A 15,983-nucleotide genomic window follows, 5' to 3' on the forward strand; every position below is an offset into this window, starting at 1 on the left:
TTTTTGAGCCAAGCCGAATACATTAACGCTTTCATTTCTACTACTGCTTGCTTAAAGCCAACGAACACAGCATGGGCCACAATGGCGTGACCTATATTCAACTCATTAATACCTGGGATTGACGCTATTGGCTCTACGTTATGGTAATGAAGGCCATGACCTGCATTCACTATTAACCCGCTAGACAAACCTGCCTCAACACCGTCTTTAATACGCTCAAGTTCGAGGGTTTGACTTTTTTCGCTCGCTGCATCCGCGTACTTTCCTGTATGAAGTTCAATGGCAGGAGCGCCAGCTCTCGCGGCGGCCTCTATTTGCTGCTGATCGGGATCGATAAAAAGTGATACCTGACAACCTGCCGACGCAAGCCTAGCGATAGCTTCCCTTATCCGATGTTCTTGCCCTAGAACATCCAAGCCACCCTCTGTCGTCAATTCTTCCCTTTTTTCAGGTACAAGACAGACATGCTCCGGCCTGACATCGCAGGCCAAATCCAGCATCGCCGAAGTTATTGCAATCTCAAGATTCATGCGCGTCTGAAGGGCTGCCTTGAAGAGGCGAACGTCTCGCTCCTGAATATGCCTACGGTCTTCACGTAAATGCAGTGTAATTCCGTCTGCACCAGCCTCCTCTGCATCAAGCGCTGCCTTAAGAGGATCGGGATAACGTGTACCGCGCGCCTGGCGCAAAGTTGCCACATGATCAATGTTGACGCCTAATAAAAGTCGGCTAGCAAACATCGCATTCAACTCTCACTTAAGAAACAATTCACGGCTAATAAGCGGCTTGCCACTAAGCAGCGGAGCATAAGCCTGGCGCATGAGTCGTTTAGCTGATTTAAGGACACCTGCATCATTCCAGTCAGCGCCAGACAAGGCCAGCAGCTCACTACCTTGGAATGCACCAGGCTGATACACAGGTATACATTCAAGGCCTTCATCTGGAACAAAACGATAGATATTTTTGGGATCTATAGCGTTGCCGCGACTATCCACTTCTAATGAAAAGCCGTAACCCAACTCATCGAGAAACGTCCACTCGAAGTTCCTTAGCGGAGGTTCCACGTCTGCATGATTACTCAATGCACGCAAGGTATTTGCATATTGATGGAAGATCGCCGGGTGCGGCTCTTCTGGCAAAAGAAGACGTACGATGAGCTCATTGAGATAAAGGCCACTAAACAGAGCATCTCCGCTCAGAAGAAAGGGAGGAGCCAAAGGCTCCATACGGTGAACTGTCTTTAATTCAGTACGTCCCCGGAACTGCCCTTCAAATAGCTGAAACAGCCGAACAACACTGCCAGATTTTCCACGAGCGCCTCGATAGACTGCTCGAAACCTCCCACGCAATGAAAAAAAGTCTACGAGCGTGCTACTTTCCCTGAAGGGCCGAGCATGAAGAACGAAGACTTTCTCAGGTTCTTGCATTAAAGATCTGCGTATCCCAAAGAGCGGAGTGCGCGCTCATCGTCTGACCAGCCGCTTTTTACCTTCACCCAAAGGTTCAACATGACCTTCGAATCGAAGAGGGCCTCCATATCTTTCCGAGCATCCTGACCAATCCGCTTGATTCGCTCACCTGCATTTCCGATGAGTATCTTTTTCTGTCCATCACGCTCTACCAGAATCAGCGCATGGATGTGCAACACATTCCCTTGCTGTTTAAACTCCTCAATTTCAACCGTGACCTGATAGGGAAGTTCAGCACCCAGCTGACGCATAATTTTTTCACGTACGAGCTCTGCAGCCAGAAAACGACTACTACGATCAGTAAGCTGATCCTCAGGAAAGAAGTGGTCTCCCTCAGGCAGCCGATCCGCTACAAGCTTCTCGAGGGAATCCAGATTCACACCATTTTGCGCAGAGATAGGGATAACCTCTGCTTCAGGCAACTGCTCGGATAGCCACTTCAACTGAGGTAGAAGCTCTGCTTTATCTTCCATGCGGTCCGTTTTGTTAACCGCCACAATCACCGGACATTTGACATGGCGGACTCGTTCTAGAACGAACGCATCCTCTTCAGTCCAGCGCATGCGATCCACCACAAAGATAACTACATCTACATCTTTGAGGGCTGCGGATGCGGTCTTATTCATATAGCGATTGAGAGCTTTTTGATTCTCTTTGTGGATACCAGGCGTATCGACATAAACAGCCTGAACATCCCCTTCTGTCTTAATACCCAACAACGTATGACGTGTCGTTTGGGGCTTTCGAGAGGTGATAGCAAGCTTCTGTCCTAAGATATGATTCAGCAGAGTAGATTTGCCCACGTTAGGACGCCCAACGATAGCTACGTATCCACAACGGGATACCGGGTCAGTCATGGCCATTCTCTACTCCTAAAGCAATCAACGCGGCTGTTGCAGCCATTTGTTCTGCGATGCGGCGACTGGGCCCTTGGCCACTGGTTTTTTCGCTTAGCATCGATATGTCGCACTCGACGAAAAAGACGCGACAATGTGGCTCGCCTTCGATCGCGACCACTTCATACTTTGGCAACTCACATCCCCGCGCCTGCAGATGCTCCTGAAGGCGTGTTTTGGGATCCTTGTTCGTATCGACTGGCGTAAGCTCACGAAGTTGCGGCCCTAGCCAAGCCATGATCCGATCTCTGGCCGCTTCCATCCCAGCATCCAGATAGATAGCGCCAATCAGAGCCTCCATCGCATCTGCCAGAATAGACTCGCGGCGAAAGCCGCCACTTTTCAACTCGCCCGAGCCTAGCCGGAGATAGTCTCCAATCTCAAAACTACGGGCCAGGACAGCTAAGGTCTCTCCCTTTACCAATCTTGCGCGCAGGCGAGAAAGCTGGCCTTCACGGGCTTGAGGGAAATGTTGATAGAGCGCTTCGCCAATCACAAAGTTAAGAATAGCGTCTCCTAGAAACTCAAGACGCTCATTATTCTTACTGGCAAAACTGCGATGAGTGAGAGCCAGGACCATTTGGCCCTGGTCTTTGAAGGTGTAACCGAGCCGGCGCTCGAGACGATCTAAGGGTGGGTTCACGGGATACTTATATGGAAGTCGCGTTCAAAATGAACCACTAAATCAATATTACGGATTAGAGGTTCACGCTTTTCATAATCCAGATGGATAAGGAATCTATTGTCCTCAGTCTTCACCTGCATGGCTTTATCAAGGTCAATATCATTAATGCTATTAACCTGCATGCCCTTGCTTACATACGAATACACATCGGGCACGCTATGAATATTCATCGCTTTCTCACTTTCTATAGAGGTGATGACTTTGGTCATCGCCTGATAATCCAGATAATGAGGAATAAGCTTAAAGGCTGTGCTTGCCAAGAAAGCAATAATGCACAGCATTAGCAGCCAGCCTATGAAGGAAAGTCCCTTTTGCCTGTGCGACATAGACATGACGCATTTCCTATTTAATGAATGATCCCTACACGGGAAAAGTTAGGTAAATTTTTGACCTTTGGGTCAGGCCAGCTCATCCAGACAGCGAAGGCTTTGCCAACAATATTTTTATCGGGAACCATGCCAAGCAGTTCGTGTGGAATGCCAGGGTCGTTCCAGTAACGACTGTCATTAGAGTTATCCCGGTTGTCCCCCATCATGAAATAATGACCAGCCGGTATAACCCACTGACTATCCGCCGGTAGGTTATAACGAGTCATCTCCTCACGAATGACATGCTCTACTTCGCCTAATTTCTCTTTGTATAGCTTTGCACTACCCAAAGAGCCAGGCTCCTCTCCGATCAGTTGCTTTGAGACCAATTGACCGTTCACAAAAAGCTGCTTCTCTGGAGTATAGCGAATGGTGTCGCCAGGCAAGCCTACAACACGCTTGATGTAATTAACGGAGGGGTCGCTGGGATAGCGAAATACCATGACATCACCACGCTGCGGGTCTCCAACCGGGATGATCTTAGTATCGATAACCGGCAAACGGATTCCATAGGCGAACTTGTTTACCAAAATGAAATCGCCCACTTCCAATGTGGGCTTCATTGAGCCCGAAGGAATCTGGAAAGGCTCCACCAGAAACGACCGCAGAACCAAAACGATGGCGAGCACAGGAAAGAATGACTTCCCATACTCGACCAAGAGTGGCTCCTTCCTCAAATTATCCAAAGCAACTGGATCGGGCTCGGTAACCTGCCCTTCGTATGTCGCAATTCTTGTACGCCGGCGTGGCGCCAGAAAGACCAAATCAAACAGTGCCAAACCGCCACACACTGCGACAGCGATAACCAAAAGCAAAGGAAAATTGAATGACATATTCTCAGCTATCCACTTTGAGTACAGCCAGGAAGGCTTCTTGTGGAATTTCCACACTACCAACCTGCTTCATCCGCTTCTTACCCGCTTTCTGCTTCTCCAGCAGCTTACGCTTACGGGATACGTCTCCACCGTAACACTTGGCCAATACGTTCTTACGTAATGCCTTTACGGTTGTCCGCGCTACGATCTGTCCACCAATAGCTGCCTGGATCGCCACATCAAACATCTGACGTGGAATCAGCTCCTTCATTTTCTCTGTCAGAGCTCGACCTTTGTGGTGAGCCTTGTCTCGGTGAACGATCAATGCCAGCGCATCGACTTTCTCACCATTAATAAGGACATCAAGCTTGACCAGATTAGAAGCCTCGAAGCGATCAAAACTGTAATCCAGCGAAGCATACCCACGACTAACGGACTTGAGTCGATCGAAAAAGTCCAGAACAACTTCATTCATAGGCAGATCATAACTAACCTGAACCTGGCTGCTGAGGAACTGCATGTCCCGCTGCACACCACGCTTCTCAATACACAGGGTTATGACGTTGCCCAAGTGCTCTTGAGGCACAAGAATATTGGCCCGCACGATCGGTTCGCGCATTTCTGCAATCGACGCAAGATCAGGCAGCTTTGAGGGGTTGTCTACGTATACGATTTCGCCATTCTTATGCACGACCTCAAACACTACAGTCGGTGCAGTCGTGATCAGATCTAGATCGTATTCACGCTCTAAACGCTCCTGGATAATCTCCATATGGAGCATACCGAGGAAACCGCAGCGAAAGCCAAAGCCCAGTGCCTCTGAGCTTTCAGGCTCGTACTGCAAAGACGCATCGTTCAAGGTCAGCTTCTGCAGCGCTTCGCGGAAGTCTTCAAAATCATCCGAGCTGACCGGAAAGAGGCCTGCATAGACCTGAGGTTTGACCTTTTGGAAGCCCGGCAGCATAGCTACGTCTGGCGTGCTGGAAAGCGTCAGCGTATCACCTACTGGCGCCCCCAGGATCTCCTTGATACCAGCGATAATGAAGCCTACCTCACCGGCCTTAAGATCCTGCATTTCGGTATGCTTAGGCGTAAAGACGCCAACGCTGTCCACCTGATGTACTTTGCCGGTGGACTTCACCAGAATCTTGTCGCCTTTTTTTACACGTCCATGCTTGACGCGTACCAAGGACACAACACCTAGATAATTGTCGAACCAGGAATCAATGATCAATGCTTGTAGAGGCGCCTCGATATTGCCTTCAGGAGCAGGGATTACCTTGACCAGTCGCTCCAGGACATCGACAACACCCATGCCACTCTTGGCTGAGCAGGGAACCGCGTCAGTGGCATCGATACCAATGATGTGCTCGATCTCTGCCTTAACGCGTTCTGGCTCGGACTGGGGTAGGTCCATCTTGTTGAGCACAGGCATGACTTCAAGACCTTGCTCAATCGCTGTATAGCAGTTGGCTACGGACTGAGCCTCAACGCCCTGAGCAGCATCAACAACAAGCAAAGCGCCCTCACAGGCAGCCAGAGAGCGGCTTACTTCATAGGTGAAGTCGACATGCCCAGGGGTATCGATAAAGTTGAGCTGGTATGTTTTACCATCCTGCGCCTTGTAGTGCAGCGTCACGCTGTGGGCTTTAATGGTAATTCCGCGCTCGCGCTCGAGGTCCATGGAGTCCAGCACCTGGGCTTCCATTTCGCGGTCGGACAGGCCGCCACACATTTGAATAAAGCGGTCGGCTAGCGTCGACTTGCCATGGTCAATGTGGGCAATGATGGAAAAGTTACGGATATGACTTAGGTCACTCACGGATCAACACTCGAAAGGCCAGCAGCGGAATGCCCGCTGGAAAAAATAGCCTGGGAGTTTACCCGATACTATGGAAACCCGTCACGCACGGACTTACATAAGGTAAAAAGGCGAGGTGTTTCCACCTCGCCTCATAGGCCTTACTTGGGCAGCCTAAAGGTAATAAAGCTGGCTCGTCCATCACGCATGACGCGCATGGAAATGGACTTGTCGGCAGGAAGCTTCTTCATTGTGTCCTGGAATTGGCGCGCCGAGGAAACCGGCTGATTATTCAAATGAGTAATCACATCGCCCGGACGCAAGCCAATCATGGCAGCCGGCCCGTCCGTTACCTGCTTGATTACCACGCCACTTTGCAACTGAAGGCTTTTCTTCTGCTCATCAGTCAGATCCGCAACAGCAATCCCCATTCGATTACTGCTACGCTCAGCGCCGGGCTGACCTGAGGCAGCAATAGAATCATCATCGGGCATATCACCGACCTTAACGGATACGGTCTTGCGTGCGCCTTCACGCACAATATTCATTTCCGCGGTGGCATCAGGCTTCAGGTTACCGATCAGATGAGGCAGATCTGCTGACTCAACAATCTGTTGCCCGTTAACCGACAGGATGACATCTCCCACTTTCAAGCCACTCTTGGCTGCAGGTCCGTTTTCCAAAACCTGAGCGATCAAAGCGCCGGCTGGCTTCTCCAAGCCAAAGGACTCTGCCAGGTCTTTGTCTACTTCTTGAATGACAACTCCCAACCAACCGCGTGTCACCTTACCCTCGGTACGCAACTGATTGGCCACGTTCATAGCCACATCGATCGGGATAGCAAAGGAAAGCCCCATAAAGCCGCCCGAACGCGTAAATATCTGAGAGTTGATACCTACCACCTCCCCGCTCAGATTGAACAGCGGGCCACCAGAATTGCCAGGATTGATCGCAACATCCGTCTGGATGAATGGAACATAGTTCTCGTTTGGCAAGCTACGCCCCTTGGCGCTTACGATACCGGCTGTCACGGAGTGGTCGAACCCGAAGGGCGAACCAATAGCCAGCACCCACTCACCGACCTTGAGCTTGTCAGAATTACCTAACTTAACGGTCGGAAGATTCTTGGCGTCAATCTTGAGGAGCGCCACATCTGTACGCGGATCAGCACCAATTAATTTGGCAGTATGATCGCTTCGGTCAGAAAGGCGCACGATGATTTCGTCCGCATCGGCTACCACATGGTTGTTGGTCAGAACATAACCATCAGCCGAGATAATAAAACCGGACCCCAACGACTGGGCTTCTCGCCGACGACTGTCCGGCCCTTGCGGCATTTGAGGAATGCTTCGCTCGAAGAATTCACGAATACCTGGCGGCAGCCCTTCGAGATCAGGCATGGACATGGCACCGCCACGGCTAGCCGGCAGGTTTTGGCGAGTACTGATATTAACAACGGCAGGGCTTGCCGACTCTACCAGCGGAGTAAAGTCTGGAAGATCCGCATGGGCCAATAGCGATACGCCTAGCGCCCATGTTGCCATCAAGGCTGCCAGGTAATGTTTAAACATTCGCATGAAATACAGCTCCCGTTCTTGCAGGGGACAGACAGTGCTAACAGTTAGCTTTTACCAAGCGATGGTGCAGTACCCACCGCATCACTACTTCAGGCAGCAGACGAACCGCCTTAAAAAGAGTCACCTGACGAAATACCATAGAAAAGCTGAATGTTTCCTGATACTCCCTATGAGTATCAGGAAACATGTACTTATTAGCGGCACAGACTTAGTCGGGCCGTACGGACAACGCTATGCGCTCGGCCGTACCGGCAGGAACTTCGCCTACAACAGTAATCAACACATCCTTGTCAGATGGATTGATGCGCTTGGATACGACACTGGTAGGACCAAACTGGTTTCGACTATCGGTCATCGCTGTATGACTATCAGAGTCAACAAATACAGAAAAATTACTCAGACCATCGCTGTATAGAAGGTACTGTACAGGTCGTCCGTCCCCACCTGCCTGCCAGCTCTTCAATGATCGTACCTGCTCGAAGCCGGAGGGAAGCCAGGAAGCCGCCCATGTAGCTTGGTCTGCATGGCTCGCCTCTTCCGCTTCTGCGCTAGGAGCACAGTCACCTTTAGGATCAAGCTCAGCTGTACTTGGCGCAAGCGACGAGTAAGTAATGAACTGAAGTCTTTCCAGCGCATTACCCTTTTGATCGAATGTGGTGGATTTGAGGACCTGTCCAGTCGACTTGCTTAGTTGCATTTCATAAGCGTATCGATAGGAATCTTTGGGAATAAACGCTATGACATCCGTGGGATTGTCTGCAACGCGCGACTCTCCGAGATGCTTGAGGGTATAGCCTTTATCGATTTGATCAGGCCTCAATTTGGGAGCAAGGCTTTTTGCCACATCAACCTGATCATCTGCTGAAGTACTGCAGACAATGCGATTATTATCACGCACTACTTCATAAGGAGTGCCATCAAGCCGGTAGAGACGCTCTTTAACATCCCCATTGGAATCGACTTTTCTGGCGATATGATGTGAAGTTAGATTCCCATTGCTCTCGTAGATAAAAGAACCTTGGGAATTAACCTTGTCACTGGTTGATAGCTTGTTCAACCAATCCGTTGACTCGGCGGCTTGTACTGATTGAGTTATCAGTAACAAACCGCCTATTCCATATATAACTGGAGCAAACCGCATACTCTTCCTTATCAGGGATTAACGAGTTTCTGCGTTAGCACCACGTGCATAAGGAAGCGCGGAACCTTCAACACTGTTGAAAGTAGCCTGCTGTGCATGCTGACGAATGTAGCCAGGCAGCTGTGGGTTGGCCACTGCAGACGGATTAGCCGCCTTGGACTCAGCGCTCTGAGCACTTTCTTCGCTGTAATTAGCCAATACAGCAGGACTCTGTACCTGCGGTACGCTGATAGGTGCTGGAGCCTGTTGGGCCATCTGTTCAGAGACGCCTTCCTGATTATACAGCCGCACACCTGCCAACACAGCCACTGTTACAGAAGCCGCGACTGCCACTCGACTGATCGCACTCCACCGGCTTACCTTGGGCTTAGCCACTGCAGCAGGTGTAGTCACCACAGGCGCTTCTTCGTTAGCCAGCGCAGCCGATACTGCAGATGCGATATCAAGCTTTGGCATGATGGGTTCGTTGCGAATGACTGCACGAGCCATTGCATAACGGGACCAAGTAGCACGGAGTTCAGCGTCCTCGCTTGTCGCCGCGAGTACACGTCTGACTTCCAGTTCGTCCGCTTCGTTATCCATAACAGCGGACAGTGATTCCAGCAGAGCTTCACGATTCATATCAACCTCTCTCATAGCTGTCGCCGCTGTCTCATGCTTCCCGCAACAAAGGTTGCAGGGCTTTATCGATGGCTTCCCGCGCACGAAATATGCGCGAGCGTACTGTACCTACTGGACACTGCATCACATTTGCAATGTCCTCGTAACTAAGACCTTCAAATTCACGCAAAGTTAGCGCGGTTCTTAAATCTTCTGGCAATTGCTGAATGGTGCGATGAACGGTACTTTCAATTTCGTCCCGCAACAACGAACGCTCAGGCGACTCAATATCCTTTAAGGCATGATCACCTTCATAGAACTCAGCATCTTCTGCGCTTACGTCACTGTCCGGTGGACGACGACCACGAGCAACCAGATGATTTTTTGCTGTGTTTATCGCAATGCGATATAGCCAGGTATAGAACGCACTATCACCACGAAAATTCCCTAGCGCGCGATAGGCTTTGATGAAAGCTTCTTGCGCTACGTCTTGCGCTTCCTGGGTGTCGTGCACGAAGCGCACAATCAACCCTAAAATCTTGTGCTGGTATTTCAGCACCAGGAGATCAAATGCACGCTTATCGCCTCGCTGCACGCGCTCGACAAGCTGCTGATCCTGTTCCTGGGTTTGCATGGGAGCTCCTTGTTGATTCCGAAGGAGACCCGCTTCACCCTTCTCATCCTGTTGTTTGGATAGACCAGGGTGCTGCGTAAAAGTTCTCCCCACGGCAGATATCGGGCGAACCTTGTCTTCGATTCGCTGATCGGTAAGCCGGTCTTCCGCCGACATCCGCTGATAGCTATTAGCAGTCATTCCACTATTCATTCTCTCGGCCACTTTTTACTGTCCGTGTGGAAAATTATCCTCACATGGACGGCTCCGGGCCCTATAAAGTTCCTTCCTCCATAGAATGACATCGCCATTACGCTAGTTAATCGTATAGCTAAACCAACAAAAAGAGACGATATATGGGCCAACACATCGATCATGATGTTCTGATCATCGGCAGCGGCGCTGCTGGCCTCACCCTGGCACTAACCTTACCCTCGCACCTTCGGATCGCAGTTCTCAGCAAAGGCAACCTTTCTAATGGCTCAACCTACTGGGCACAGGGTGGTGTAGCCGCTGTGCTGGATGAGGACGACACCATAGACTCCCACGTCAAGGATACATTGATAGCGGGTGCTGGATTATGCAACGAACAGGCTGTTCGTTTCACGGTGGAAAGAAGCCGTGAGGCCATGGAATGGCTAATCGACTTAGGCGTTCCTTTTACTCGAAGCGAAGGAGACGCACAGAAAAGGTTTCCTCTTCATCTGACCCGTGAAGGTGGCCACAGCCATAGGCGGATCATCCACGCTGCCGACGCAACTGGCGCTGCAATATTCGATACTCTACTGGCTGCCGCTAAGGAACGGCCTAATATTCATCTGCTTTCACAACAGGTTGCGGTCGATCTGATTACAGGCATCAAGATCGGACTAAAAAACAACCGCTGCCTAGGTGCATACGTACTTGACCGAAACACCGGTGAAGTTGATACATACGGTGCACGCTTCACAGTCTTAGCGACCGGTGGAGCAAGCAAGGTGTACCTCTACAGCAGCAACCAAGAAAGCGCCTGCGGTGACGGCATTGCCATGGCATGGCGAGCCGGCTGCCGTATAAGCAATATGGAATTCAATCAATTCCACCCTACCTGCCTTTATCATCCGCAGGCCCGCAACTTTTTGATTACGGAAGCACTGCGAGGCGAAGGGGCTCTTCTGAAGCTGCCAAACGGTGAGCGGTTCATGCCGCGCTTTGACGAGAGAGCCGAACTGGCGCCACGCGATATCGTAGCCCGGGCGATCGACCATGAGATGAAGCGACTTGGCATTCCTTATGTCCATCTCGATATTAGCCATAAGCCGGCCGACTTCATTACTGCACACTTTCCTACGGTCTATGAGCGATGCCTGAGCCTGGGCTTCGACATTCGCCACGAGCCAATCCCTGTCGTACCGGCTGCTCACTATACCTGCGGCGGGGTATGCGTAGATGAAAACGGAAGTACTGACCTGCCGGGGCTCTATGCCGTCGGAGAAACCAGTTTTACGGGATTGCATGGTGCTAATCGAATGGCCAGCAACTCACTACTCGAATGCTTCGTTTATGCGCGATCGGCGGCCAGGCATATCGAGAGTCAGCTCGACAAGACAGAGCACCCTCCCCACCTTCCCAACTGGGATGCCAGCCAGGTAACCGACTCGGATGAGGATGTCATTATTACGCACAACTGGGAGGAGCTGCGCCGCTTCATGTGGAACTATGTAGGTATCGTCCGAACCGACAAGCGATTGCAACGCGCCTACAACCGCATACAGCTTTTAATGAAAGAAATAGATGACTTCTACAGCAATTACAAAGTAAGCCGTGATCTGATTGAGCTTAGAAATCTTGCCCAAGTAGCAGAGTTGATTGTCCGCTCCGCCATGGCGCGCAAGGAAAGCCGTGGCCTGCACTACACACTGGATTATCCCAGGCCGTGCAATCAGGTACAGGATACTATTCTGGTGCCGCCCAACGTCGCTGCGCAAACCTGAGCCTGACCCGCAGACGCCGGTGAGCATCCGGCGTCATAGCATCGGACGGGATACAAACTGCCCGGGTCCACTTTTCATCTACACGCCGATATCGCAACACGATAATAAGCGGCAGCGCCATGCTATCCCGGCATAGCTGAACAGGGTGCCACCCCTGCCCTGGAGACCAGAGTTGCCATCCGCTCTCATCATGTTTCAGGCGGCGCGGCTCATTTGGCCGATGCAACAATATGGCGCCCGGAATTACCCAGGCAGCATGGGCGACACACATGAGAGCGCCCATGATGGCCGCCCATGTCGGAATGTTGGCCATAAATAACGAGACGAAGGCCAACAGCAAGGTCGCACAATAGACACAAAATAATTGTCGAGAGTGCTGCCAGTGGCATTCAAACGGCTCAATCCGGTTGGACACGATCCAGAATCATCCGAACGATATACTTTAGGTCTGGATCTTCAGGCTCGCCCCGCTGCATAAACCAGACGAACATGTCCTGATCTTCACAGTCGAGGAGTTTTTTGTAGCGGTCTTGATCCTGCTGGCTCAGTGAAGGGTAAACTTCCTGAACGAAAGGTACCAGCAACACGTCCAGTTCAAGCATGCCGCGACGGCTGTGCCAGAAAAGTCGCTTGAGTTCGGTTTCGTCTGTCATGGTGGCTCCTCAAAGTTGGGCGCATTATAGGCGAGTTCATCAGATTGCTCAGCTCTACCTGCAGGAAGGCATCTTGTTGTTATCGCAACTGACAAGAACACGCCTGCGTTCTATGATGAGCGTTCATTCTCTTGCCGTTGATGCTCTATGGCTGACTCCTTATATTTTTGCGCACTGTCTCATGAAGGCATCCTGGCGATTCGCGGAGCGGACGCGGGAAAATTCCTGCAAGGCCAAGTGACTTGCAACATCAATTATCTCAATGCAGAAACATCCAGCCTGGGTGCTCGCTGTACGCCTAAGGGAAGAATGGTTTCGAGCTTTCGCATCGTGCAAATCCAGGAAGGATACCTGCTGGCGATGGCGAAGGAATTAGTAGAGCCGCAGTTGACGGACCTAAAGAAATACGCAGTGTTTTCCAAGTCGACGCTGGCAGACGAAAGTGCTGAATGGGTGCGATTCGGCGCCAGTGTTGAGACAGCGCAGAAAGCACTGCCGTCATTGACTCTTCCCGAACAGGTTAATGGTGTTGCTCATTTTGACGGCATGTTGGCGATACGTTTGAGTGGACAGCGTATCGAAATCTGGACTCCTAGCGCGCTTGCTGAGTCCTTCCATCAGCAATTAAGCAGCATAGCGCCTGAGGTCGCCCTAGAGCACTGGCTGCTGGGCCAGATACGCGAGGGAATCGGACAGGTGTTCGGCCCCACCCGCGAGCTGTTCATTCCTCAAATGATCAACCTGCAGGCCGTGGATGGCGTCAGCTTCAAAAAAGGCTGCTATACCGGTCAGGAAATCGTCGCACGCATGCAATACCTTGGGCGACTGAAGCGCCGACTCTATCGCCTAAAGGTAGACGCTGATGCACCAGCGCCTGGCACCGAGCTGTTTTCTCCGGTGCATAATAGCAGCGTGGGAGAAGTGGTATTGGCTGCGCGGGATGACGGTAGAACAGAGTTTCTGGCTGTTTTACAAATCGATGCGAAAGAGGATGGCCGCATTCATCTCGCATCTAACGAGGGCCCCGTGTGCGAGCTCTTGGATCTGCCTTATGTAATCGATACGGATCGCGAAATTCAACGCTGACGTATCAGACGAATGCTTTTCGAGGGATAAAGAATGATCATGCTTGCCGAACAGGTAGCTCAAGAGCTCAACGAGGCCATTGAAAACGATCAGCTGGTTCTGCCAACGTTACCTGAAGTGGCCCTGCGTGTTCGCGAGGCCGCCGAGGATCCGGATGTCACAAGCGCTGACATGGGCAAGCTCATCGGCAACGATACGGCATTGACGGCGCGAATCATTAAGGTAGTAAACAGTCCGCTGCTCAGAATTAGCAACGAGATCACGGATCTTCACACCGCTATCAATCGGCTAGGTATCAACTACACCTGCAATCTTGCAATCGGACTTGCAATGGAGCAGATGTTCCAAGCTACTACCGACGCGGTTGATCATAAGATGCGTGAGGTATGGGCTAAAAGTACGGAAATCGCGGGCATCAGCTATGTTCTGTGCAAGCACTTCACTCGCCTTTCTCCCGATCAGGCTGCATTGGCGGGTCTGGTGCATCAGATCGGTGTGCTACCCATCCTGACGTATGCCGAAGAACACAGTTCACTGCTGGCCAACTCGCTGACACTGGATCGTGTAATCGAGGAAATCCATCCCAAGATAGGAAAGCGGATTCTGAAAGCCTGGGATTTCCAGGAGTCCATTGTCAACGTGCCTCAGGATTATCTGGACTTCGAGCGCAATACGCCCAAGGTGGATTACGCCGACATTGTTCAGGTTGCTTACCTGCAGAGCCTTAGCGGCACGGAGCACCCCTTGACTAAAATGGACTGGACGCCTATTGCTTCCTTCAGAAAGCTGGGGCTGGATCCTTCTACCGACATCAAGGCCGATGAGGATCTAGGGGAAGCACTGGAACAGTCCAAGCACTTCCTTCAATAGGCCGTCCAATCGATATTGGGGATCACGCGCTCGTCAGGGAATACAACCCTTACACGCAGCCCTCCCGCCGCGCCATCATGCAAGGTTATAGCAGCCTGATGAGCGCGGCAGATCTCTCCCACGATAGCCAATCCCAACCCGGCACCGCCCCGCTGAGGATCCAGCCGGTGGAATCGCTCGAAAACGTGCGTTCGCGCATCGGCAGGAATACCCGGGCCATCATCCTCAACCTCAAGAATACAGGGTGTGAGCACCCGGATTATGACCGTACCATTTTCAGGCGTGTGAGCCAGTGCGTTATCAATAAGGTTGGATAACAACTCATTGAGTAAGGTCGGCTCGCCCTTTACCCATACCTCAGCTTCCGCTTCCAGCTCCAGCGAGACACCTCGCTTATAGGCCAACGGCGCAAGCGCAAGACCAAGATCTCTGGCCAAGGCTCCCAATTCGATGCGCTCTGCTCCACCTTCGGCAATGGCCTGTGCCCCGCTTTCGATCCTTGCCAGGGACAGGAGCTGATTGGCGAGATGAGCCAAACGGTCTGTATTGCGCTGGGCATCAAGCAGGGTTGCATGCCATTGCTGCGGGCTCTGCTCACGAACACCCAGCTCAAGACGAGCCTTTAGCGCGGCCAGTGGTGTACGTAATTCATGGGCGGCGTCGGCAATGAACTGAGCCTGACGCTCGAAGAGCCCTCTCAGCCTGACCGTAAACTGGTTCAATGCGCTTACCAAGGGAAACAGCTCCCGCTGAATCACCACCCTAGGCAGTGGACGCAAATCGTCCGCCTGACGCTCCTCAACCGCAGCCCTTAATCGCTCAAGCGGCTGAAGCGCTACGCTTACAACCCACCAAACCAGCAGCAAAGCTCCCACGGAAAGAAGGCAGAGCCGCAACAAGGTATCAACCAGCAGGCTACGCGCCATGTTTTCACGAGCCTGCTCTGTCTCCGCTACCCGTATTTCAGCCATGCCGTTCATGTTGGTTTCACTGACCGGCTGCATCAAACTGACAACTCGTACACCTTGCCCCCGGTACTGTCCGTCATAGAAGCGCGCCAAGGCAGGATAGTCCTGAGTCAGCGGCGTACCCGGAGGCGGTGGCGGAAGATTTTCGTACCCGGAGGTCAGATGCCCTTCAATGTCGAGCACCTGATAATAGATTCGGCCGGCACTGTCATAAGCAAAGGTATCCAGCGCGACATAGGGCACATCGGCCCTCAGGGTACCGTCCTCTGCGGACAGCCCGGCTGCGATGGTTCGGGCTGATGCCAAAAGCGTCCTGTCATAGGCGGTGTCGGCAACCTGCCGACCATTGATATAGGCGCTAAGGCTGCTCACGATCAATAACAAGGCCAGCAAAACAGCCAGACGGCCAAGCAATCGACCTCGCAGACTGCCCTCGATGACAACACTGCTATTGGCTTCAGAACTTTC

Annotated in this window: 17 protein-coding genes; 3 read left to right on the forward strand and 14 right to left on the reverse strand. The window is 51.8% G+C overall.

Annotation, left to right across the window (positions count from 1 at the left end):
- From pdxJ to rpoE, 11 genes are all read right to left on the reverse strand, one after another.
- The coding region (pdxJ, locus tag PLU01S_RS09100) for a pyridoxine 5'-phosphate synthase (RefSeq protein WP_139803980.1) at window positions 1-740 on the reverse strand (740 nt) is incomplete at its 3' end.
- Between the two features lie 12 nt (window positions 741-752).
- Window positions 753-1,427, reverse strand: a complete 675-nt coding sequence (gene recO, locus PLU01S_RS09105; RefSeq protein ID WP_010797642.1) for a DNA repair protein RecO — start codon at window positions 1,425-1,427, stop codon at window positions 753-755.
- A complete protein-coding gene (era, locus tag PLU01S_RS09110) occupies window positions 1,427-2,326 on the reverse strand; it encodes a GTPase Era (protein WP_037030114.1) in 900 nt (299 codons plus the stop codon). The genes recO and era overlap by 1 nt, the downstream gene beginning before the upstream one ends.
- Window positions 2,319-3,008, reverse strand: a complete 690-nt coding sequence (gene rnc, locus PLU01S_RS09115) for a ribonuclease III (protein WP_010797640.1) — start codon at window positions 3,006-3,008, stop codon at window positions 2,319-2,321. Before rnc ends, era begins: the two co-directional genes overlap by 8 nt.
- Window positions 3,005-3,382 (reverse strand): DUF4845 domain-containing protein, encoded by a 378-nt coding sequence (locus PLU01S_RS09120; protein ID WP_074827569.1) that lies wholly within the window; start codon window positions 3,380-3,382, stop codon window positions 3,005-3,007. Before PLU01S_RS09120 ends, rnc begins: the two co-directional genes overlap by 4 nt.
- Window positions 3,383-3,396: 14 nt before the next feature.
- Window positions 3,397-4,251, reverse strand: a complete 855-nt coding sequence (gene lepB / locus PLU01S_RS09125; protein WP_074827571.1) for a signal peptidase I — start codon at window positions 4,249-4,251, stop codon at window positions 3,397-3,399.
- 4 nt (window positions 4,252-4,255) lie between these two features.
- Window positions 4,256-6,055, reverse strand: a complete 1,800-nt coding sequence (gene lepA, locus PLU01S_RS09130; RefSeq protein ID WP_010797637.1) for a translation elongation factor 4 — start codon at window positions 6,053-6,055, stop codon at window positions 4,256-4,258.
- Between the two features lie 140 nt (window positions 6,056-6,195).
- Complete coding sequence (locus PLU01S_RS09135; RefSeq protein WP_019366536.1) at window positions 6,196-7,611, reverse strand: DegQ family serine endoprotease; 1,416 nt, start codon at window positions 7,609-7,611, stop codon at window positions 6,196-6,198.
- A gap of 208 nt (window positions 7,612-7,819) precedes the next feature.
- Window positions 7,820-8,752 carry a MucB/RseB C-terminal domain-containing protein gene (locus PLU01S_RS09140; RefSeq protein WP_074827573.1) on the reverse strand — a complete coding sequence of 311 codons (933 nt, stop codon included), beginning with the start codon at window positions 8,750-8,752 and terminating at the stop codon, window positions 7,820-7,822.
- Window positions 8,753-8,770: 18 nt separating this feature from the next.
- Window positions 8,771-9,373 carry a sigma-E factor negative regulatory protein gene (locus tag PLU01S_RS09145; RefSeq protein WP_074827575.1) on the reverse strand — a complete coding sequence of 201 codons (603 nt, stop codon included), beginning with the start codon at window positions 9,371-9,373 and terminating at the stop codon, window positions 8,771-8,773.
- Between the two features lie 31 nt (window positions 9,374-9,404).
- Complete coding sequence (gene rpoE, locus PLU01S_RS09150; RefSeq protein WP_010797633.1) at window positions 9,405-9,986, reverse strand: RNA polymerase sigma factor RpoE/AlgU; 582 nt, start codon at window positions 9,984-9,986, stop codon at window positions 9,405-9,407.
- Between the two features lie 335 nt (window positions 9,987-10,321).
- Here rpoE and nadB point away from each other — a divergent pair, with 335 nt between their 5' ends.
- The gene (gene nadB, locus PLU01S_RS09155) at window positions 10,322-11,938 is read left to right on the forward strand and encodes an L-aspartate oxidase (protein WP_074827578.1); all 1,617 of its coding nucleotides are present in this window, start codon (window positions 10,322-10,324) and stop codon (window positions 11,936-11,938) included.
- Here nadB and PLU01S_RS26130 read toward each other — a convergent pair.
- The gene (locus PLU01S_RS26130; RefSeq protein WP_073450332.1) at window positions 11,901-12,353 is read right to left on the reverse strand and encodes a protein YgfX; all 453 of its coding nucleotides are present in this window, start codon (window positions 12,351-12,353) and stop codon (window positions 11,901-11,903) included. The genes nadB and PLU01S_RS26130 overlap by 38 nt on opposite strands.
- Complete coding sequence (locus PLU01S_RS09165; protein WP_010797631.1) at window positions 12,337-12,591, reverse strand: FAD assembly factor SdhE; 255 nt, start codon at window positions 12,589-12,591, stop codon at window positions 12,337-12,339. The genes PLU01S_RS26130 and PLU01S_RS09165 overlap by 17 nt, the downstream gene beginning before the upstream one ends.
- A gap of 147 nt (window positions 12,592-12,738) precedes the next feature.
- Between PLU01S_RS09165 and ygfZ the strand changes: the two genes are divergently transcribed.
- Window positions 12,739-13,677, forward strand: a complete 939-nt coding sequence (gene ygfZ, locus PLU01S_RS09170) for a CAF17-like 4Fe-4S cluster assembly/insertion protein YgfZ (protein WP_074827581.1) — start codon at window positions 12,739-12,741, stop codon at window positions 13,675-13,677.
- A gap of 33 nt (window positions 13,678-13,710) precedes the next feature.
- Window positions 13,711-14,547, forward strand: coding sequence for an HDOD domain-containing protein (locus tag PLU01S_RS09175; RefSeq protein WP_010797629.1), 837 nt, complete (start codon window positions 13,711-13,713; stop codon window positions 14,545-14,547).
- Here the strand turns inward: PLU01S_RS09175 and PLU01S_RS09180 are convergent.
- Window positions 14,541-15,953 carry a sensor histidine kinase gene (locus PLU01S_RS09180; RefSeq protein ID WP_074827813.1) on the reverse strand — a complete coding sequence of 471 codons (1,413 nt, stop codon included), beginning with the start codon at window positions 15,951-15,953 and terminating at the stop codon, window positions 14,541-14,543. The genes PLU01S_RS09175 and PLU01S_RS09180 overlap by 7 nt on opposite strands.
- Between the last annotated feature and the right edge of the window lie 30 nt (window positions 15,954-15,983).

Origin of the sequence: Pseudomonas luteola NBRC 103146 (assembly GCF_002091675.1) — a bacterium.
Taxonomy (GTDB): domain Bacteria; phylum Pseudomonadota; class Gammaproteobacteria; order Pseudomonadales; family Pseudomonadaceae; genus Chryseomonas; species Chryseomonas luteola.